Annotated in this window: 15 protein-coding genes; 8 read left to right on the top strand and 7 right to left on the bottom strand. The window is 73.4% G+C overall.

Features of this window, described 5'->3' with window-relative positions; all coding sequences use genetic code 11:
• Positions 1–4: 4 nt before the first annotated feature.
• The 7 genes from ABD340_RS46775 to ABD340_RS46805 form a co-directional block, all read right to left on the bottom strand.
• Positions 5–3,028, bottom strand: coding sequence for a helix-turn-helix transcriptional regulator (locus tag ABD340_RS46775; protein ID WP_344598549.1), 3,024 nt, complete (start codon positions 3,026–3,028; stop codon positions 5–7).
• A gap of 205 nt (positions 3,029–3,233) precedes the next feature.
• Positions 3,234–3,905 (bottom strand): fused DSP-PTPase phosphatase/NAD kinase-like protein, encoded by a 672-nt coding sequence (locus ABD340_RS46780; protein WP_344598550.1) that lies wholly within the window; start codon positions 3,903–3,905, stop codon positions 3,234–3,236.
• A 140-nt stretch (positions 3,906–4,045) separates the two neighbouring features.
• On the bottom strand, positions 4,046–5,491 hold the full coding sequence (locus ABD340_RS46785) for a rhamnulokinase (protein ID WP_344598552.1): 1,446 nt from the start codon (positions 5,489–5,491) through the stop codon (positions 4,046–4,048).
• 25 nt (positions 5,492–5,516) lie between these two features.
• Positions 5,517–6,143 carry a LutC/YkgG family protein gene (locus tag ABD340_RS46790; protein WP_344598554.1) on the bottom strand — a complete coding sequence of 209 codons (627 nt, stop codon included), beginning with the start codon at positions 6,141–6,143 and terminating at the stop codon, positions 5,517–5,519.
• Positions 6,140–7,555 (bottom strand): lactate utilization protein B, encoded by a 1,416-nt coding sequence (locus ABD340_RS46795; RefSeq protein ID WP_344598774.1) that lies wholly within the window; start codon positions 7,553–7,555, stop codon positions 6,140–6,142. The genes ABD340_RS46790 and ABD340_RS46795 overlap by 4 nt, the downstream gene beginning before the upstream one ends.
• Before the next feature lie 50 nt (positions 7,556–7,605).
• On the bottom strand, positions 7,606–8,310 hold the full coding sequence (locus tag ABD340_RS46800; protein ID WP_344598555.1) for a (Fe-S)-binding protein: 705 nt from the start codon (positions 8,308–8,310) through the stop codon (positions 7,606–7,608).
• Positions 8,307–9,389: a LacI family DNA-binding transcriptional regulator gene (locus tag ABD340_RS46805; protein WP_344598556.1), complete on the bottom strand. Its 1,083-nt coding sequence runs from the start codon at positions 9,387–9,389 to the stop codon at positions 8,307–8,309. The genes ABD340_RS46800 and ABD340_RS46805 overlap by 4 nt, the downstream gene beginning before the upstream one ends.
• 318 nt (positions 9,390–9,707) lie before the next feature.
• Between ABD340_RS46805 and ABD340_RS46810 the strand changes: the two genes are divergently transcribed.
• From ABD340_RS46810 to ABD340_RS46845, 8 genes are all read left to right on the top strand, one after another.
• Positions 9,708–11,207, top strand: a complete 1,500-nt coding sequence (locus ABD340_RS46810) for a sugar ABC transporter ATP-binding protein (RefSeq protein WP_344598775.1) — start codon at positions 9,708–9,710, stop codon at positions 11,205–11,207.
• A 3-nt stretch (positions 11,208–11,210) separates the two neighbouring features.
• On the top strand, positions 11,211–12,344 hold the full coding sequence (locus tag ABD340_RS46815) for an ABC transporter permease (protein ID WP_344598558.1): 1,134 nt from the start codon (positions 11,211–11,213) through the stop codon (positions 12,342–12,344).
• Positions 12,334–13,338, top strand: a complete 1,005-nt coding sequence (locus ABD340_RS46820) for an ABC transporter permease (RefSeq protein ID WP_344598560.1) — start codon at positions 12,334–12,336, stop codon at positions 13,336–13,338. The genes ABD340_RS46815 and ABD340_RS46820 overlap by 11 nt, the downstream gene beginning before the upstream one ends.
• Positions 13,339–13,382: 44 nt before the next feature.
• On the top strand, positions 13,383–14,465 hold the full coding sequence (gene rhaS / locus ABD340_RS46825) for a rhamnose ABC transporter substrate-binding protein (RefSeq protein WP_344598561.1): 1,083 nt from the start codon (positions 13,383–13,385) through the stop codon (positions 14,463–14,465).
• A 53-nt stretch (positions 14,466–14,518) separates the two neighbouring features.
• Positions 14,519–14,836 (top strand): L-rhamnose mutarotase, encoded by a 318-nt coding sequence (locus ABD340_RS46830; RefSeq protein ID WP_344598563.1) that lies wholly within the window; start codon positions 14,519–14,521, stop codon positions 14,834–14,836.
• A gap of 51 nt (positions 14,837–14,887) precedes the next feature.
• Entirely contained in the window at positions 14,888–16,054 is a 1,167-nt protein-coding gene (gene rhaI, locus ABD340_RS46835) for an L-rhamnose isomerase (protein ID WP_344598565.1), read from the top strand.
• Between the two features lie 197 nt (positions 16,055–16,251).
• The gene (locus ABD340_RS46840) at positions 16,252–18,303 is read left to right on the top strand and encodes a bifunctional aldolase/short-chain dehydrogenase (RefSeq protein WP_344598566.1); all 2,052 of its coding nucleotides are present in this window, start codon (positions 16,252–16,254) and stop codon (positions 18,301–18,303) included.
• 149 nt (positions 18,304–18,452) lie between these two features.
• Positions 18,453–21,203: a family 78 glycoside hydrolase catalytic domain gene (locus tag ABD340_RS46845; RefSeq protein ID WP_344598568.1), complete on the top strand. Its 2,751-nt coding sequence runs from the start codon at positions 18,453–18,455 to the stop codon at positions 21,201–21,203.
• Positions 21,204–21,216 lie beyond the last annotated feature (13 nt).

The raw sequence follows: 21,216 nt of genomic DNA on the forward strand, positions 1-21,216 counted from the left end.
CCGGTCAGGAGTCGCGGTCGCCGGGACGGGCGTTGAGCGCCGTCGCGACGCCCACCCGCGAGGTCACCCCCAGCTTGGTGAACACCCGCGACAGGTGCGTCTCGACCGTCCGGACACTGAGGAACAGCTTCTCGGCCACCTGCTGGTTGGTGCAGCCCTGCGCGACCAGCATGGCGATCTCGTACTCGCGCGGGGACAGCCCGAACGGCTCGTCGCCCTGCCCGCCCCGGCGCGGCGTGGCCACCCGCACCCCGAGCCGGCGCCGCTCCCGCGCCGTCTGCGCGAGCAGCGCCTGCGCCCCGCACGCCTCGAACAGCTCCGCGGCGGCGCGCAGCCGCTCGCGCGCCGGGTCGCGCTCGCCCGCGGCCTGGTGCGCCAGGCCCGCCGCCAGCTCGGCCCGGCCCGCCTCCAGCCGCCGCCCGGCGGCGGCCAGCAGCGATGCGGCCTCGGTGGCGAGCACGGCCGCGGCGGCCGGGTCGAACGGGCGGGCGGCGTGCGCGCGGGCGAGCTTCGCCAGACCGGCGTCGGCGGGCATCCCGATCTCCGCGAGCATGTCCGCGATATCGGCCCAGCGGCCCGGGTCGCCGTCCTTCCCCCGGGACGCCTCGATCTGCGCCAGCATCTCGGCACACGACAGCAGCGTGGACGGGTCGAGCTCGGGCGCGGCCGGATCGCCGCAGGCCTCCAGCGCGGCGGCCGCGCCCTCCTCGGTGCGCCCGGAGTTGACCAGCGCGACCCCGTGGGCGAAGCGGGCCATCGCGCCCCACCACTCGCCGGCGCCCAGGTCGCCGGCCACGGCCTCCTCGCCCAGCCGCAGCGCCCGGTCGTGGTCGCCCGACCACGTCGCGACCAGGCACTGCTGGGTCAGCCCGAACACCAGCGCCTCGCCCGACCGCAGCAGCCGCGCGGTCTCGGTGGCCTCCTCGGCCGCGTCCGCCGCCTCGGCCAGCCGGCCCAGCAGGGTGTACGCGCGGGCCTGCGCGTTCAGCAGGTAGGTGATGTAGGACGCCTGGCCGGTGCTGCGGGCGACGGCGATGCTGCGCTCGATGCGGCGCAGCGCGTCGTCGTAGCGGCCCATCATGATCTCGGACCAGCACAGCCACGGAACGGTGTCGAGCGCCTCGGCGATGTGGCTGTCGGGCGCCGCGGCGAACACCTTCTCGGCCGCCTCGGCGTAGGCGACGGCCTCGGCCTTGCGCCCGCCGCCGTAGGCGGGCATCACCCGCAGCGAGGCCACCGCGAGGCGCAGGCCGGGTTCCCAGTCGGGCGCGTTCTCCGGCATCCGGTCGAGCACCGCCTGCGCACCGCGGATGTCGACGCGCATCAGCCGGTCGGCGACCAGCCTGACGCGCAGCAGCACGGCCGCGGGCGCCTGCGGGTCGGGGATGCGGCGCAGCTCGTCCAGGACCAGTGCGCGTGCCTCCTGGTGGCGGTGCAGCTGCCGTTCGATGACCGCGCACATCTGGACGGCGCGGGCGCGCCGGGCGTGGTCGCCGGGCGGCAGCAGCCGCAGCAGCGTCCGTGCGGTCTCGACGCCCTCCAGCAGCCGGCCGCTGACCGTCTGCGCGTGCGCCAGCTCCGACAGCAGCCGCACCCGCGACAGCGGCGCGTCGCCGTTCTCGCCCGCCGCCGCGGAGCCGGGCTCGGGGTCCTCGGGCATGAGGCGCAGGGCGGCCCGCAGCCAGTGCGCGGCGGTCGCCGGGGCCTGCGGCGCGACGGTACGGGCCGCCTCGACCAGCGTCGCGATCGCCGGCTGGTCGCCGTAGCCCGCCGAACGTTCCACATGGTGGGCGCGCAGCGTGGCCGGGGCGCCCAGCTCGGCCAGATGGCGGGCGATCCGCGAGTGCGAGCCCAGCCGCCAGCCCGCCGCGGCCGAGCCGTACACCACGTGCCGGACCAGCGGGTGGCGGAACCGGAACCGCCCGGCCGAGGCGGGCCGCACCACGTCGCGGGCGGCCAGGTCGTCGAGCGCGACCAGCGCCCGCTCCTCGGTTATCTCCGCCCCGGCCGCGGCCAGCGCGGGCTCGAACTCGTCGGCCGCGACGGCGGCGGCACGAGCCACCAGCAGCGCCGTCTCGTCCAGGCCGCTCAGCTCCACCTGCAGCGCGGTGCGGACCGCGGGCGGCAGCTCGGTGATCTCGCCGAGGTCGGACAGCGCGCCCCAGCCCGGCTCCTCGGCCAGGGACGGCTCGGACGCGCCGTCCCGGCCGCCCAGGCGGCGGGCCAGTGCCTCCAGATAGAACGGGTTGCCGCCGCTGGCCTCGTACAGCGCCTGGGAGCGGGACCGGGATACGTCCGGGCCCAGGAACTCCTCGACCTCGCCGGGGGTGAACGGGTCGGCGGAGACGCTGACGCCGTGCTCGCCCGCGATGTCGACCAGCGTGGCCAGGCGCGGCGCGGCCTGCGCGGGCCGGTACGCCACACCGATCAGCATGCGGGCGCGAGGCGGGTGCCGCACCAGGTAGCCCAGCAGCTCGATCGAGGCGTCGTCGGCCCAGTGGACGTCGTCCAGAAGGAGCACCAGGCCGTTGTCGGCGGCAAGCTCCTCCAGCAGGTGCCGCACGGCACGGTGCAGCTGGTAGCGGGCCACGCCGAAGGGGCCGCCGCCCGTGTCACCGCGCGCGGGTGCGACCGCCGGCGCGCCGTTCGCCGGGCCCGCCGTCCACGCGCCGGTCAGCGCGGGGAACACGGTGGACAGCAGCCGCGCCGTCTCGAGGTTGAGGGCGGGACGGTTGAGCTCCAGCCGGTCGTCGACCGCGTCCACCAGGGCGCCGAACGGCATCTGCTGCTCGAACTCGGCGGCGCGGCCGCCCAGCACCGGCAGCTTGCGGACCTCGGCCAGCTCGGCCAGCTCGGCCAGTAACCGGGTCTTGCCCGCCCCCGGGTCCCCCGACAGCGCCAGGAACCGGAAGGAGCCGCCGAGGGCGGAGTCGAGTGCCTGGTCCAGCACGCGGAGCGCCGCCCGCCGTCCGATGAGCGGGGCGTGGGCCGTCGGGCCCTGCGTCGTCCGGTCCGCGCGACCCTCCATGTCCACACCCCAACAGTGACAGGCGGTCGATGCGCCGTGATCGTTCTACTGCCGTGACTACCGGGTATCGCCCGGGTCATATTACTGATCTCTCAGTGACCCGCCCGGCCACGGGGAGCAATGCGACCGGTCATGTGCTATCAACCGTCATCGGTGCCCCCGTGTCAACCGGAAACCCGAACCGATCTCCGCTGGACTCGCGAGCCTATCCTCGCAGCCGCGCCAACGATCTGCGCGGCGAATCGGCGACCCGGCTCAGCGCGACCAGCGCCGCCGGGGGGCGCCGGACCCGGTGGCCGTCCAGCCGCCGCATGAACGCCAGCTGCTCCAACGACGGCGGACCCACCGCCAGGCTGCGCCGCGTGGCGGTCAGGGCGTCGGCCTTCCCGGTGTGGACGAGGTAGGCCGCCGCCATCGATCCCGTCCGCCCCACGCCCGCGCCGCAGTGCACGAACACCGGGCCCGCGGCGCCGTTCACCACCGCCAGGAACCGCCTGACCTGCTCGGGGCCGGGCGCCTGGCCGTCCCGCACCGGCAGCCGCACCACCGTCGGCCCGGCCTCGCCCGGCGCGGCGGCCGGCAGCCGCTCGGCGCGCAGGTCGATCACCGTGCGGACGCCCAGTTCGGCCAGCCGCCGGTAGCCGTCGGCGGAAGGCGCGGCGCCCCGCCACAGATGGTCGTCCACCCGCGAGAAGTGACCGACCCCCGGCACGGCGGACGGCATGCCCTGATGCCGGGCGGTGGCGTGCTCGGCGCCCCGGGCCGCCTGGCTCATCGCCAGGATGACCAGGCTGACCGTCACCCAGACCAGCACGTACCCGGCCCCGCCCACCAGGACGACCCAGCCGAACGCACGAGCGATCCGAGAGAGCCGCATCCGGCGAGCATAACCGCGCCCCGTCCGCACAAGCCCACGCCCGGACAGCGCGCCGAGCCGCGTCTGTCAGCACTCCGTCTCCGGCCGGTGTCCGGGCGGCCGTGTCCGAGCGGGGCGGCGCGTGATCGGGGGTGTGGGGGTCAGGTCAGGCGGGCGGCGGCCTCGGACCATGCGGTGTCGTCGCCGGACGGTTCGTAGCGGCGTAGGGGCTGGGTGCGCGCTACCAGTTCGCGCATCTCCGCAAGGCCGTCGATGGCGCCGTGCGCGCGTGCCTGGACCAGCACGTTGCCCAGCGCCGTCGCCTCCACCGGACCGGCGATCACGGGCAGCCCGCAGGCGTCGGCGGTGAGCCGGCACAGCAGGTCGTTGCGGCTGCCGCCGCCGACCAGATGGACGACCTCGACCTCCCGTCCCGACAGCCGCACCGCCTCCCGGAGCGTGGCCCGGTGCGCCAGCGCGAGGCTGTCCAGCACGCACCGGACGATCTCCGCCCGGGTGCGCGGCTCGGGAAGGCCGCGCCGCACGCAGTGCGCGGCGATCCGGGCGGGCATGTCGCCCGGTGGCAGGAACTCCGGGTCGTCGGGGTCGATCAGCGACCGCCGTGCCGGGACGTGCTCGGCCTCGGCGAGCAGTGCGGGCAGGTCGGGCGACCCCCACGCGCGCAGCGTCTCCTGCAGCAGCCACAGGCCCATGACGTTGCGCAGGTAGCGGACGGTGCCGTCGATCCCGCCCTCGTTGGTGAAGTTGGCCTTGCGGCTCTCCTCGCTCAGCACCGGCGCGGGCAGTTCCACGCCGACCAGGGACCAGGTGCCGCAGGAGATGTAGCCGAAGCGGTCGCCGGCGGCCGGGACGGCGGCGACGGCCGAGGCGGTGTCGTGGGAGCCGACCGCCGTCACGGCGAGGCCCGCCGGGACGCCGGTCTCCTCGGCCACATCCGGCCGCGGCGTCCCGATCACGTCCCCGGGCTCCCGCAGCCGGGGCAGCAGCCGCCCCGGGAGGCCGAGCCGGTCGAGGAGCGGCTGCGACCAGGTGCTGTCGCGGACGTCCAGGAGTCCCGTGGTGGAGGCGTTGGTGCGCTCGGCGCCGATCTCGCCGGTCAGCCAGAACGCCAGCAGGTCGGGGATGAGCAGCAGGTCCTCGGCCCGTTCCAGCCCGGCCCCGGGCGCCACCAGCTGGTAGACGGTGTTGAACGGCAGGAACTGCAGGCCCGAGATCTGGTAGAGCAGGTCGTCCCCGACCTCGGCGCGGACCCGTTCCATGACCCCGTCGGTACGGGAGTCGCGGTAGTGCACCGGGTTGCCGAGCAGGGCGCCGTTCCCGTCCAGCAGGCCGTAGTCGACCGCCCACGAGTCGATCCCCGCGGACACCAGGCCGGACGGCGTCGCGGCCGCCGCGGCGCGCAGGCCGTCGAGGACGTTGCCGTAGAGGCCGAGGACGTCCCAGTGCAGGGTGCCGTGCACCCGCACGGGACGGTTCGGGAAGCGGAGCACTTCGGTCATGTCCAGCGTTCCCGGGCCGATCCGGGCGGTCATCACGCGACCGCTCGAGGCGCCGAGATCGACGGCGGCGAAGGTGGGGGTGGTCATGTTCGGTGTGCCGTTCGTTGGGAGGTCAGCCGACGAGGAGGACTTCCAGGGTGCGGGGGCCGTGCACCCCCTCGACCCGGGACAGCTCGATGTCGCTGGTGGCGGAGGGGCCGGAGACGAAGGTCAGCGGGCGGAGCGGGTCGAGGCGTTCCAGCGCCTCGGGGACGTCGGCGGCGACCTGGCCGGCCTCGACGACGATCAGGTGGTAGTCGGGGACCAGCGACAGGGCGCGCGGCCCCTGCCCCGGTCCGTGGTCGAGCACGATCGTGCCGGTCTCGGCGATCGCGACGGCGCAGCCGGTGACCGCACCCGCGAGCCCGTCCAGGTCGGCGACGGCCGGGTCGCGGGCCAGCCGCGCGGGGTCGATCCCGGCGGTCCACCCGGCGGGCAGGCCGTCCGGCACCGCATGGGTTCCGGGACGGGCCGACAGCGCCTCGGCTACGGCGCCGGGCAGCTCGGCGGGGGCGACCTTCCGCACCGTGGCGCGATAGTCGGCGACCCGTTCGGCCAGCAGGTCCAGGACGCCCTCGTCGTGGTGGCGCCGCAGGTAGGACCGGTCGATCCCGGCGTAGTCGGCGGCCACCTCGGCCGCCGGACGGGTCGGCGTGATCCGCTCGATCCTGCGGAGGATCTCCTCGCGCGCGCCGCTCATCGCCGGCCGCCGTCGGTGCGGGCCCACCAGGCGCGGAACGACTCCTTGGGCGGGGCGGGCGCGTCCCGGGTGTCGGTCCACGCCTTCAGCGGGCCGGGGAGGCGCCGGATCCGCCCGTCCCGGCCGACCACCCAGCGGCTCGCCGACGCCGCCCGCTGCGCCAGCCCGAGCCGGGCGGGGGAGCGCAGCGTCCAGCCCGCGACGCCCATCACCGCCCGCTCCACCGGATGCCTCGGCGCCCCCGCGCCCTCGACGGCGCGGGCGCGCAGGTGCACCAGCACCTCGGGGATGTCGATCGCGACGGGGCACGCCTCGAAGCACGCCCCGCACAACGACGACGCGTACGGCAGCGATGCGTCCACCTCCGACCCGATCCCGCGGATCTGCGGCGACAGGATCGCCCCGATCGGGCCCGGGTACGGCGACCCGTAGGCGTGGCCGCCCGCCCGCGCGTAAACCGGGCACACGTTCAGGCACGCCGAGCAGCGGATGCAGCGCAGCGCCTGCCGTCCCACCTCGTCGCGCAACGTGTCGGTACGGCCGTTGTCCAGCAGCACCAGATGGAAGTCGCGGGGCCCGTCGCCCGGGGTGCTGCCGGTCCACGTGGAGGTGTAGGGGTTCATCCGCTCGGCGGTGGACGAGCGCGGCAGCAGCTGCAGGAAGACCTCCAGATCCCGCCAGCTCGGCACCAGCTTCTCCACCCCCATCACCGAGATCAGCGTCTCGGGCAGGGTGAGGCACATCCGGCCGTTGCCCTCCGACTCCAGCACCACCAGCGTGCCGGTGTCGGCGACGGCGAAGTTGACGCCCGACACCGCGACCTTGGCCGACAGGAACTTGGCCCGCAGATGGCGGCGCGCCGCCTCGGCCAGCTCGGCGGGGGAGTCCGACAGCCCGGCGGGCGCGCCGGGCATCTCGCGGCGGAAGATGTCGCGGATGTCGGACCGGTTCCGGTGGATCGCCGGGACCAGGATGTGCGAGGGACGGTCGTCGCCCAGCTGCACGATCAGCTCGGCCAGGTCGGTCTCGTACGCGGCGATGCCCTCCTCGGCCAGCGCCTCGTTCAGCCCGATCTCCTGGGTGGCCATCGACTTGACCTTGACGACCTCGGTCTCGCCGGTGGCCTTGACCAGCCCGGCGACGATCCGGTTGGCCTCGGCGGCGTCCCGGGCCCAGTGCACGGTGCCGCCGGCCGCGGTGACCTTCTCCTCCAGCAGCCGCAGGTAGTGCCCGAGGTCGGCCAGGACATGGTCCTTGATCTGCTTGCCGGCCTCGCGCAGCGCCGCCCAGTCGTCCAGTTCGGCGACCGCGCCGGCGCGCCGCTCCCGGATCGTGGACGTGGCGTGCGCCAGGTTGCGGCGCAGCCGGGTGTCGCCGACGGCGCGGCGGGCCGCGTCGGGAAAGGACGGCATGCCCACGTAGGTGGGCATGGCCGCGCGCCCCGCGGCCGTCGTCCTGTGGCTCATGCTGTGTCCTCCTCAGTGGCGGCGAGGATCTCGGCCAGGTGCACCGTCCGTACCCCGGCCCGGGTGCGGGTCAGCGCGCCGCCGATGTGCATCAGGCAGGAGTTGTCGGCCGCGCACAGCGCCTCGGCGCCGGTGCGCCGCACGTTGGTGACCTTGTCCGCGCACATGGCCGCCGACACCTCGGAGTTCTTCAGCGCGAACGTCCCGCCGAACCCGCAGCATTCGGCCGCCTCGGGCAGCTCGACCAGGTCGATGCCGCGCACCGCGCGCAGCAGCCGCAGCGGCCGGTCGCCCACGTGCAGCATCCGCAGCGAGTGGCAGGTCGGGTGGTAGGTGACCCGGTGCGGGAAGTAGGCGCCCACGTCGGTCACGCCGAGCACGTCGACCAGGAGCTCCGACAGCTCGTACACCTTCGGCACCGGCCCGCCGGTCAGCCTGGGATGCCAGTCGCGGACCATCGCCGCGCACGACGCCGACGGGGTCACCACCGCCTCGTACCCCGCGAACGCCTCGGCGAAGCCCCGCGCCAGCGGCACGGCCTGGCTCCGGTAGCCGGTGTTGAGGTGCATCTGGCCGCAGCAGGTCTGCGCCGCCGGGAAGTCCACTTCGTGGCCGAGCCTGCGCAGGAGCCGCACGACCGCCTTCCCCGTGCCGGGGAACATGGTGTCGTTGAGACAGGTGACGAACAGCGCGACCTTCACTGCGGCCGCCCTCCTTCCACGCGGTGGGCCTCGCGGCGGCTGGAGTCGCGGACGACCAGCTCCGGCTGGAACATGACCTGCTGGTGGGCATGCCCGTCGGGGTCGTCGCACTCCTCCAGCAGCAGCTCGGTGGCGATCCGGCCGAGCTGGTAGGTGGGCTGGCGCACCGAGCTGAGCGGGACCGCGGCCGCCGCCGAGAACTCGATGTCGTCGTACCCGATCAGCGCCACGTCGTGCGGAACCTTGACGCCCGCTTGGAGGAGCACCCGCAGCACGCCCAGGGCGAGCAGGTCGTTGGCGCAGAAGACGGCGTCGGGCAGCGGGCCGGATTCCAGCAGCCGGCGGGCCGCCTCCTGCCCGGCGCGGGCGTTCATCGCCGGGACGGTCAGCTCGCGCATCGCCTCCCGGCCCAGGCCGGCGGCGCGCAGCGCGCGCAGCGCGCCCTTGCGCCGGTCGGCGCACTGCCGCAGCGCGGACGGGCCGGTCACGAACGCCAGCGTACGGGCGCCGTCGGCCAGCAGCCGGCCGGCCGCCAGCTCGCCGCCGGCCACGTCGTCGACCGCGACCGAGCACTGGTTGGCGCGCGGGGTCGGATGGTCGAGCAGGACGACCGGGACGCCGCGGTCGCTGAGCCGGTCGGCGTTCTGCCCCTCGTCCCCGACCGGGGTGAGCAGGACGCCGCGCACCCGCTGCTCGGCGAACACCCGGATGTTGCGCTGCTCGCGCTCGCCGGACTCGGCGGAGGAGGCCAGCAGCACCGCGTAGCCGCGCTCGCTGGCGACGTCCTCGACCCCGCGGGCGACGTCGGTGAAGAACGGGTTGGCCAGGTCGAGCACCATCAGCCCGATCGTGCTGCTGTGCCCGGCGCGCAGCGTGGAGGCCGAGCCGTTGCGGACGAACCCCAGCTCGCGGATGGACTGCTCGACCCGGGCGCGGGTGGTGGCGGCGACCCGCTCGGGGCGGTTGAGCACGTTGGAGACCGTGCCGGGGGAGACCCCGGCATGCTCGGCGACCTGCTTGATCCCCACGGTGCCCAACGTCGTGCCCCCGGTCTCGTTCCAGTGGTGTGCCGCGCTCACTTTGGGTCATCCGTTTAAAACGTGTCAACCCTCCGGTCGGAACCTTGCCTTCGGCCCGTCAGGCCGGCGAGGGCGTCCCAGGGCGTCCGCGGGAGCCGGAAAAGATCGCGTCAGCCTCGATGGGGCCTGGCTTTCGGCGGTCCGGGCGGTGGTCGCCGGATAAGTGACCCCTTGACGAGTGCTCCGGCTCACATCTAGCGTCCTCCGCAACATCACGTTAAAACGTTTTTCATCGTCCGGTTACAGATCACCCCAGCGAGGAGGGTGACCGTGAGCGCACCCGCTCGGTCGGCGCCGCCGACATTGGCACTGGTCAACGTGAGCAAGTCGTTCGGCGCCGTCAAGGCCCTGCAGGGCGTCACCCTGGAGCTGCGCGCCGGTGAGGTGCACGCCCTCGCCGGCGAGAACGGGGCAGGCAAGTCCACCGTCGTAAAAACGTTCGCAGGCGTGCACCGCCCCGACGAGGGCGAGGTGCGGGTGGACGGCGAGCCGGTGGAGTTCCACGGCCCCGCCGACGCCCAGCAGGCGGGCGTGGCGGTCATCTACCAGGAGCCCACGCTCTTCCCCGACCTGTCGGTCGCCGAGAACATCTTCATGGGCCGCCAGCCCCGCACCGGGCTGGGCCGCATCGACCGGCGCGCCGTGCGCGAGCGCACCGCCGAGCTGTTCGCCCGGCTCGGCGTCGCGCTCGACCCGGACCAGCCCGCGCGCGGGCTGTCCATCGCCGACCAGCAGGTCGTGGAGATCGCCAAGGCCATCTCCCGGGACGCCCGGGTGCTGATCATGGACGAGCCCACCGCCGCGCTGACCGGCCAGGAGGTGGCCCGGCTGTTCGGCGTCACCCGCACGCTGCGCGAGCAGGGCTGCGCGGTGCTGTTCATCTCGCACCGGCTCGAGGAGATCTTCGAGCTGTGCCAGCGGGTCACCACGCTGCGCGACGGCGGCCACATCGCCACCGAGCCGGTCGCGGACCTGACGCCGGACGATCTCGTCCAGCGGATGGTCGGCCGCGAACTGGACGCGCTCTACCCCAAGCAGGACGTCACGCCGGGCCGGGTCGCGCTGAAGGTGTCCCGGCTGACCCGCGAGGGCGCCTTCACCGACGTCTCCTTCGAGGTGCGGCGCGGCGAGATCGTCGCGCTGGCCGGGCTGGTCGGCGCGGGCCGCAGCGAGGTCGCCCGCGCGATCTTCGGCGTGGACCGCTGGGACGCCGGCGCGGTCGAGGTGGCCGGCGACCGGCTGCCCGCCGGAAGCCCGACCGCCGCGATGTCGGCGGGCCTGGCGCTGGTCCCCGAGGACCGCCGCCAGCAGGGCCTGGTCATGGACATGTCCATCGAGCGCAACATGGGCCTCACCCAGCTGCGCACGCTGCGCCGCGCCACCGGGCGCGGCCCCCTCATCTCCCGCAAGGTCGAACGGGACCGCGCCGCCGACTGGGCGCTGCGGCTCCAGCTCAAGTACGCCCGCCTCACCGACACCGTCGGCGTGCTGTCGGGCGGCAACCAGCAGAAGGTCGTCCTGGCCAAATGGCTGGCCACCGAGCCCGCCGTGCTGATCGTGGACGAGCCCACCCGCGGCATCGACGTCGGCACCAAGGCCGAGGTGCACCGGCTGCTGTCGGAACTGGCCGCGCAGGACCTGGCGGTGCTGATGATCTCCTCCGACCTGCCGGAGGTGCTGGGCATGGCCGACCGGGTGCTGGTCATGCACGAGGGCCGGCTGACCGCCGAGATCGCCCGCGCCGACGCCACGGAGGAGACCGTCATGGCCGCCGCGACCGGCCGCAACGGCAACGGCGACGCGGGAAAGGCGGCCTGACCCATGACCGTGCTCGCCGAGACGCCGACCAGGCCCCCCGCCGGCGGCCCGCCCGCCGGCAACGGCCGCAGGCTCGTCGAGGTGGTGCTGCGCACCCGTGAGATGAGCATCGTCGGCGCCCTGGTCGTCCTGGTGGCCGTCACCACGATCGTCAACCCGCGGTTCCTGTCGGCGCAGGGCGTGGAGGACATCTTCCTCAACGCCTCCATCCTGGCGCTGCTGGCCGTCGGCCAGACCCTGGTCGTCATCACCCGCAACATCGACCTGTCCGTCGGCTCGCTGGTCGGCCTGGTCGCGTTCGTCACCGGTGACTTCGCCTCCGGCTCCGACCGCAACGTGCTGCTGGTCGCCGCGCTGGGCGTGCTGATCGGCACGGCCTGCGGGCTGGTGAACGGGCTGCTGGTCAGCTTCTGCCGGGTGCCCGCCCTGGTCGTCACGCTGGGCACGCTGTACGTGATCCAGGGCCTGGACTACTACATCGCCTCCGGCGACCAGATCAGCGCCTCCGAGCTGCCGTCCTCGGTGCTGTCGCTCGGCAACGACGCGGTCCTCGGGATCCCGTACCTGCCGATCATCACCGTCGCGGTGATGCTGGGGATCGGCTACTACCTGCGCTCCTACTCCTCCGGCCGGGAGTTCTACGCGATCGGGTCCAGCCCCGAGGCGGCCCGGCTGGCCGGCATCCCGATCCGGCGCCGGGTGCTGACCGCCTACCTGGTCAGCGGCGCGCTCGCCGGGCTCGCGGGCGTGCTGTGGCTGGCCCGGTTCGGCACCGTCGTGGCCGACGCCGCCAACGGCTGGGAACTGCGGGTGGTCAGCGCGGTCGTGGTCGGCGGCGTGGCGATCGTCGGCGGCGTCGGCACCGTGTACGGCGCGGTGCTGGGCGCCCTGCTCATCACCATCATCGGCAGCGTGCTGGTCGTCCTCAAGGTCAACCCGTTCTGGCAGGACGCCATCACCGGCCTGCTGCTCCTCCTGGCGATCAGCGTCGACCGGCTGCTGGCGCTGCGGACCACCCGGGCGCTGAAGGCCAAGTCCAGATCCCGGCGCGGCCGCCGCCGCCCCGGCGGCGACGGAACGAGACCGGCCGGCCCGGGCAAGGCCGAGGATGAAGGGAGCGACCGCCATGAGGTTTGACGCGCGCGGCCTGATCCGCTGGGAGACCGCCGTCCTCGTGCTGCTGGTCGCGGTCTTCTGCGGCGGCGCCGGCTTCTCCCCGGACTTCGCCGGCACCGACAACCTGTCGTTCGCGCTCGGCGACCTCAGCGAGATCGCGCTGATCGCACTGCCGATGACGCTGCTGGTGGTCTGCGGCCAGGTGGACCTGTCGGTCGCCTCCGTGCTCGGCCTGTGCAGCGCGCTGACCGGCGGGCTGTGGGACGCCGGCTGGGCGATCGAGACGATCATCCCGCTGGTGCTGGCCGTCGGGATCGTCTGCGGGCTGGTCAACGGCCTGCTGGTGACCCGGCTCGGGCTGCCCTCGCTGGCCGTGACGATCGGCACGATGACGCTCTACCGGGGCCTGGCGTACGTGGTGCTGGGCACCAAGGCGGTCGCCGAGTTCCCCCAGCGGTACACCGAACTGGCCACCGAGTCCGTTCCGGGCACGCCGATCCCGTACCCGATGGCGCTGTTCGCCCTGCTGGCGATCGTCACCGCCGTGACGCTGCACGCCACCGGCGCCGGCCGCTCGCTGTTCGCGATCGGCGCGCAGGAGGACGCGGCCTACTTCGCCGGCATCCGGGTCAAGCGGATCAAGCTGGTCCTGTTCGTGGTGTCCGGACTGATCGCCGGCCTCGCCGGGATCGTGTACACGCTCCGGTACGGCAGCGCCCGCGCGGACAACGGCCTCGGCCTCGAGCTGACCGTCATCGCCGCGGTGCTGCTGGGCGGCGTCGACTTCGACGGCGGCAAGGGCACCCTCGGCGGCGTCATCGCCGCGGTGCTGCTGATCGGCCTGCTGCGCAACCTGCTCATGCTGAACGACGTCTCGACCGAGATCCAGTCGGTCGTCACCGGGCTGCTGCTGATCGTCTCCGTGCTCACGCCCCGGCTGATCGCCGTGGTCCGCGAGTCGCGGGGGGCCGGGGGCGCGCGATCCGCGTCCGCGGCGGCGATCAGCCCGTCCTGACCCCGCCGTCCCCTTCCCACCCACCCCCCTTGAAAGGCACCGAGATGACCGTTCGTCTGCGCGCGCCGCGCCGCCTGATGACGATGGCCTCCATCAGCGCCCTGGCGCTGACCCTGGCGGCCTGCGGCGGAACCACCAAGGACTCCGCGGAGTCCGGAGACGCGGCCGCGGGCGGGAACGCCACGGCGAACCCGAACGCGCCCATCAAGAAGGGCCTGAAGATCGCCTTCCTGCCCAAGCAGGTCAACAACCCGTACCTGACGATCCTCGACAACGCCGGCATCGCGGCGGCCAAGGAGTACGGCGGCGAGGCCAAGGAGGTCGGCCCGTCCGACGCCTCCGCGTCCTCGCAGGTCTCCTACATCAACACCCTCGTCCAGCAGCGGCACGACGCGATCCTGATCTCCGCCAACGACGAGAACGCGGTGTGCGGCCCGCTCAAGCAGGCCATGGGCAAGAACATCAAGGTCGTCTCCTACGACTCCGACACCGCCAAGGACTGCCGGAACCTGTTCATCAACCAGGCGAGCTCCGAGGAGATCGGGCGCAGCCAGATCAAGCTGATCAGCGACCAGGTGGGCGGCAAGGGCGAGATCGCGATCCTGTCGGCGACCGCCAACGCCACCAACCAGAACACCTGGATCGAGTTCATGAAGGACGAGCTGAAGAAGCCGGAGTACTCCGGCCTGAAGCTCGTCGACACCGTGTACGGAGACGACGACGACCAGAAGTCGTTCCAGCAGACCCAGGGCCTGCTGCAGGCGCGCCCGAACCTCAAGGGCATCATCTCCCCGACCACGGTCGGCATCGCCGCCGCGGCCCGCTACATCAGCGGCTCGAAGTACAAGGGCAAGGTCGCGCTGACCGGCCTGGGCACGCCCAACCAGATGCGCCAGTTCGTCAAGGACGGCACCGTCAAGCAGTTCGCGCTGTGGGACCCCAAGAACCTGGGCTACCTGGCCTCCTACGCGGCGGCGTCACTGGCGTCCGGGCAGATCACCGGGGCGCAGGGCGAGAAGTTCAAGGCGGGCAAGCTCGGCGAGCGCACCATCGGCGCCAACGGCGAGGTCATCCTCGGCCCGCCGACCGTCTTCGACGCCAAGAACATCGACCAGTACAACTTCTAACCCGCCACCCCGCCGCGGCCGACCGCTCCGGCCGCGGCGGGTCAGGAGGGCTCGTGAAACGCGTCTGCTTCCTGCTCAAGGTCAAGCGGGACCGGCTGGAGGAGTACCGGGAACGGCACGCGGCGGTGTGGCCGGAGATGCAGGCCGCGCTCCGCGACACCGGATGGCGCAACTACTCGCTGTTCGTCCGCGACGACGGGCTGCTGGTGGGCTACCTGGAGACCGACGACTTCGAGGCGGCGCTGGCCGGAATGGAGCGCACCGAGGTCAACGCGCGCTGGCAGGCCGAGATGGCGCCGTTCTTCGAGGGCCTCGACGGCCGCCCCGACGAGGGGATGCGGCCGCTCACCGAGGTCTTCCACCTGGACTAGGACCACTGGACCAGAACCACCGGCGGGCCCAAGGATTCGGAGAGGATACCCGTGACCGACACCAGCGCGGTGAAGGACGCCCTTCGCCGCCAGCACATCGAGACTCCCTCGTGGGCGTACGGCAACTCCGGCACCCGGTTCAAGGTCTTCGCCCAGCGGGGCGTGCCGCGCACCCCGCGGGAGAAGATCGACGACGCCGCCCAGGTGCACCGCTTCACCGGCGTCGCCCCCAGCGTGGCCCTGCACATCCCGTGGGACACCGTGGACGACTACGCGGCGCTGGCGGCCTACGCCAAGGAGCGCGGCGTCGAGGTCGGCGCGATCAACACCAACGTGTTCCAGGACGACGACTACATGCTGGGCAGCGTCACCAACCCCGACCCGGCGATCCGCCGCAAGGCGCTGGACCACCTGCTGGAGTGCGTCGACATCATGGACGCCACCGGTTCGCGCGACCTGAAGCTGTGGTTCTCCGACGGGACGAACTACCCGGGCCAGGACGACATCCGGGCCCGCCAGGACCGCATGGCCGAGGCGCTGGCCGCGGTGTACGAGCGGCTCGGCGACCACCAGCGGTTCCTGCTGGAGTACAAGCTGTTCGAGCCCGCCTTCTACATGACCGACCTGCCGGACTGGGGCGCCTCGTACGCGCACTGCCTCAAGCTCGGTCCGAAGGCGCAGGTGGTCGTGGACACCGGGCACCACGCGCCGGGGACCAACATCGAGTTCATCGTGGCGTTCCTGCTGCGCGAGGGGAAGCTGGGCGGATTCGACTTCAACTCGCGCTTCTACGCCGACGACGACCTGATGGTGGGCGCGGCCGACCCGTTCCAGCTGTTCCGGATCATGTACGAGGTGGTGCGCGGCGGCGGGTACGACCCGGCGGCCGGGGTGGCGTTCATGCTCGACCAGTGCCACAACATCGAGCCGAAGATCCAGGGGCAGATCCGGTCGGTGATGAACGTCCAGGAGGCGACCGCCAAGGCGCTGCTGGTGGACGCCGGCGCGCTGCGCGCCGCGCAGGACTCCGGTGACGTGCTGGGCGCCAACGCGGTCTTCATGGACGCTTTCAACACCGATGTGCGCCCGCTGCTCGCGGAACTGCGCGAGGAGACGGGCCTGCACCGGGACCCGATCGCCGCCTACGTGGCCTCCGGCTACTACGAGAAGGTCGTCGAGGAGCGCAAGGACGGCCAGGCGGCCGGGTGGGGAGCCTGAGGCATGCCCCCACCCGCGCCCTCGTGCCACCGCTTGCGTCGTCCCGGAGACCGGCGCCGAGACGGTGGCACCGGCCCACAGGGCGCACCCGAGGTTTCGGAAATCCGCCGTGGCGGCGGATTTCCGGTCCTTGTCCTGCACCGCAGAAGTCCGATTCCTTCCCCGCCTGAAGGCGGGGGTCTCCTCGGAGGTTACCGATGACCGCCACTCCACCCGAGGTGGAGCAACTGCTGGAGCGGGCCCACACCCTGGGCTCGGACCCGCGCAACACCAACTACGCAGGCGGCAACGCCTCGGCCAAGGGAACCGTCACCGACCCCGTGACCGCCCGGGACATCGAGCTGATGTGGGTCAAGGGCTCCGGCGGAGACCTGGGCACCCTCACCGAGGCGGGGCTGGCGGTGCTGCGGCTGGACCGCATGCGCGCCCTCGTGGACGTCTACCCGGGCGTCGAGCGCGAGGACGAGATGGTCGCCGCGTTCGACTACTGCCTGCACGGCAAGGGCGGCGCGGCGCCGTCCATCGACACCGCCATGCACGGCCTGGTGGACGCCGCGCACGTCGACCACCTGCACCCCGACTCGGGCATCGCGATCGCGACCGCCGCCGACGGCGCCGAGCTGACCCGGCGGATCTTCGGCGACCGGGTCCTGTGGGTGCCGTGGCGGCGTCCCGGGTTCCAGCTCGGCCTCGACATCGCCGCGATCAAGCAGGACAATCCGGGCGCCATCGGCGTGGTCCTCGGCGGCCACGGCATCACCGCCTGGGGGGCCACCAGCGCGGAGTGCCAGGCCAACGCCTTGGAGATCATCCGTACCGCGGAGGCGTACATCGCCGAGCACGGCAAGGCCGACCCGTTCGGCGAGGTCGTGTACGAGACGCTGCCCGAGGCGGCGCGGCGCGAGCGCGCGGCCGCGCTGTTCCCGCTGGTGCGGGGCCTGGCGTCGACGGACCGGCCGCAGGTCGGGCACTACACCGGCAGCCCCGAGGTGCTGGACTTCGTCGCCCGCGCCGAGCACCCGAGGCTGGCGGCGCTGGGCACCTCCTGCCCGGACCACTTCCTGCGCACCAAGGTCGCGCCGCTCGTCCTGGACCTGCCGCCGGACGCGCCCCTGGACGAGGTGGCCGGCCGCCTCCGCGAACTGCACGCCCGCTACCGCGAGGACTACGCCGCCTACTACGAGCGGCACGCCACCCCCGACTCCCCGCCGATGCGCGGCGCCGACCCGGCCGTCGTGCTGGTCCCCGGCGTCGGCATGTTCAGCTTCGGCGCCAACAAGCAGACCGCCAGGGTCGCGGGCGAGTTCTACGTCAACGCGATCAACGTGATGCGCGGCGCCGAGGCGCTGTCCTCCTACGCCCCCATCCCCGAGTCGGAGAAGTTCCGGATCGAGTACTGGGAGCTGGAGGAGGCCAAGCTCCGCCGGATGCCCAAGCCCAAGCCGCTGGCCACCCGGGTCGCGCTGGTCACCGGCGGCGGGTCGGGCATCGGCGCCGCCACCGCCCGCCGGCTGGCCGCCGAGGGCGCCTGCGTGGTGGTCGCCGACCGCGACCTGGCCGGGGCCGAGAAGGTCGCCGCCGAGATCGGCGCGGGCGCGCCGCGCGAGTCGGACGCGGCGATCGCGGTCGCGGTGGACGTCACCGACGAGGAGCAGATCGCCGCCGCCGTCCGCGCGGCCGTGCTCGCCTTCGGCGGCGTCGACCTGGTCGTCAACAACGCGGGGCTGTCGGTGTCCAAGCCGCTGCTGGAGACCACGGCCGCCGACTGGGACCTGCAGCACGACGTCATGGCGCGCGGCTCGTTCCTGGTCTCCCGGGAGACCGCCCGCGTCATGGTCGACCAGGACATGGGCGGCGACATCGTCTACATCTCGTCCAAGAACGCCGTGTTCGCCGGGCCGAACAACGTCGCCTACGGCGCGACCAAGGCCGACCAGGCGCACCAGGTCCGGCTGCTGGCCGCCGAACTGGGCGGGCACGGCATCCGGGTCAACGGCATCAACCCCGACGGGGTGGTGCGCGGCTCGGGCATCTTCGCCGGCGGCTGGGGCGCCAAGCGCGCCGCCGTCTACGGCGTGGAGGAGGAGAAGCTCGGCGAGTTCTACGCCCAGCGCACCCTGCTCAAGCGCGAGGTGCTGCCCGAGCACGTCGCCGCCGCCGTCTTCGCCCTCACCGGCGGGGACCTGACCCACACCACAGGACTGCACATCCCCGTGGACGCCGGCGTCGCCGCCGCGTTCCTCCGCTGACTCCAGAAAACGCTGACCAGCCAATACCAACCGAGAGTGTGATCGGGGGATCCCACCCTGGGCGCCGGTGACCGGGCCCCGGCCGCGCGCTTCGCCGCGACGCGGCCGCGGGCTCTGCCAGCCGCGCCCGAAAACCCGGAGGTAGCCCCATGCCCACCCCTCGACGGCGCCGTGCCCTGATCGCCTCTCTCACCGCGGCCGCGCTGTTCGTCCCCGTCGTGGCGGCGCCCGGAACCTCCGGCGCGGCGGTGCGCGCCGTCGGGGACGCCCCGCAGGCCCCCGTCCTGCTGACCGTGGGCGACCGGGCCGCGCCGCTGAACGTGCAGGGCACGCCGATGTTCGGCTGGCGGCCCCGCGATGCCGACCCCGGCGAGGTCCAGTCGGCCTACCAGATCGTCGTGCGCACGGACCCGGTCAAGGGGCGGGAGAAGACGGTCTGGGACAGCGGCAAGGTGACGTCCGCGCGGCAGGAGTACGTGCCCTACGCGGGCCCGGCCCTCGAACCCGGCGCGGCCTACACCTGGGCCGTCCGCACCTGGGACCGGACGAACCGGCGCTCCGGCTGGTCGCGGCCCGCCGCGTTCGAGGCCGCGTTGCGCGACCAGGACTGGCAGGCGAGCTGGATCCGCCGCACCACCGCCGAGGCCGACGACTACACCCTGGCCCGCAAGGACATCACCGTCGGCGACTCCCGGGTCGTGCGGGCGCGGGTCCACATCGCCGCGAGCCACCAGTACGCCCTGCACCTCAACGGCGAGGTCGTCGACCGGGGCCCGGCCTTCTCCTACCCCGACGACGGCTTCTACCGGACGGTCGACGTCACTGGCAGGTTGCGCGCCGGGCAGAAGGCCGTGCTTGGAGCGCTCTACCACTGGTACGGGTCGGGGCAGGGCCGTCCCAAGGGCGAGCCGGGCCTGCTGATGCGCCTGGTCATCGACCATGCCGACGGCAGCAGGCAGGTCGTCGTCACCGACGGCACCTGGCGGGTCGCCCGCGGCCCGTGGAAGGAGGCGCCGCGCCGCAACGGCGACGGCGGCGACTACGTCGAGGAGATCGACGGCCCCGCCGAGCACGCGCTGCGCGGCTGGGACCGTCCCGGCTTCGACGCCTCCGCCTGGCAGCCCGCCCAGGTCGCCGGCGCCCACCCGACCCCGGTCTTCAAGAGGCTGCAAGGGCAGGAGGCCGGGCTCACCTACTCCACCGTCCGCCCGAAGAAGGTCACCCGGCTGCCCTCCGGCGCGCTGGTCGCCGACTTCGGCAAGGTCATCCCGGCCGTTCCGATCGTGCGTTTCCGCGACGGCGAGGCCGGGCGGCGCGTGGAGATGGAGGCCGGCTACGTGCTGGCCGCCGACGGCTCGGTGTCACGCTCCAAGAACGACAACCAGAACACCGACCTCGGCTACGGCCACACCCAGCGCCCCGGCGACCAGACCTTCCGCCCCTTCACCTACATGGGCTTCCGCTACTTCGAGATCGCGCCGGACGCGGGCGCCGACCCCCGCGACATCAGCGCCGTCGTGCAGCACACCGACGTCGACCTGAAGCGGGCGGCGAGCCTGCGCACCTCCGACACCGGAGTCGACGCGGCCTACGACCTGATGCGGCGCTCGGCCCTGTACGGCTCGCAGACCCAGTTCCTCGACACCCCGACCCGCGAGAAGGGCCAGTTCCTCGGCGACTCGGTCGACATCTCGCTGGCCACGATGGCCGCCTTCGGGGAGCGCCGCCTCAGCCGCCAGGCCATCCGGGAGTTCATCGCCTCCCAGGCGCGCTACTGGCCGGACGGCCGCCTCAACGCCGTCTACCCCAACGGCGACGGCAAGCGCGACATCCCCGACTACACCGAGATGTTCCCCGGGTGGGTCTGGGACTACTACGAGCAGTCCGGCGACGCCGACACCCTCGCCGCGGCGTACCCGGTGATGAACGCGGTGGCCGGGTACGTGCGCCGGCACATCGACCAAGGCAGCGGCCTGGTCGTCAACCTGACCGGCGGCTCCGGCCAGTACCAGTACGGGATCATCGACTGGCCGGCGACCATGCGGTACGGGCACGACATGGACACCGCCGCCCGCACGGTGGTCAACGTGCTGGGCGTGGACGTGTTCAACGCCTCCGCCCGTACCGCCGAAGCGCTCGGCAAGAAGGAGGAAGCCGCCGCCTTCCGCCGCGAGGCGCAGACCCTCGCCGGCGCCATCAACGCCAAGCTGCGCCGCCCGTCCGACGGCGTCTACATCGACGGGCTCAAGGCCGACGGGTCGCAGAGCACGCACGCCTCGCAGATAGCCAACGCCTACGCCCTCGCCTACGGCATCACTCCCGCCGCCGACCGGTCGAAGGTCCTCGACCACACCGCGGGGCTGGGGATGCGGATGGGGCCGTACACCTCGCACCGGCTCATGCAGGCGCTCGGAGAGCGTCCCGGCACGTTCGTCACCCGGCTCACCGACACCCAGGGGCCGGGCTGGGGCAACATCCTCGCCCGCGGCGGCACGTTCACCTGGGAGTCGTGGGACGCCCCCGAGACCGGGCAGAGCCACTCCCACCCGTGGGGCGCCACCGCCCTGCTCGACATCAACCGCACCCTGCTCGGCGTGACCGTGACCGCCCCGGCGGGCGCGGCGATCCGGGTCCGCCCGCCGGACTCCGGCGTGGACCGGGCCGCCGGCACCATCCCGCTCCAGCGCGGCGAGGTGTCGGTCGACTGGCGCAGGCGCGGCGGCGGCTTCGCCATGACCGTCGACGTGCCCGTCAACATGCGCGCCGAGGTGCACGTCCCGGCCGGTTCCGCCGCCCGGGTGCGGGTGAGGGGCCAGGCCCGCCTCGTCGGGATGCGCGACGGCCACGCCGTCTACGAAACCGGCTCCGGCCGCGTCTCGTTCGACTCCGCCCGCGCCTAGCCGCACGGCCGCC

Source organism: Actinomadura vinacea, assembly GCF_039532545.1.
Taxonomy (GTDB): domain Bacteria; phylum Actinomycetota; class Actinomycetes; order Streptosporangiales; family Streptosporangiaceae; genus Spirillospora; species Spirillospora vinacea.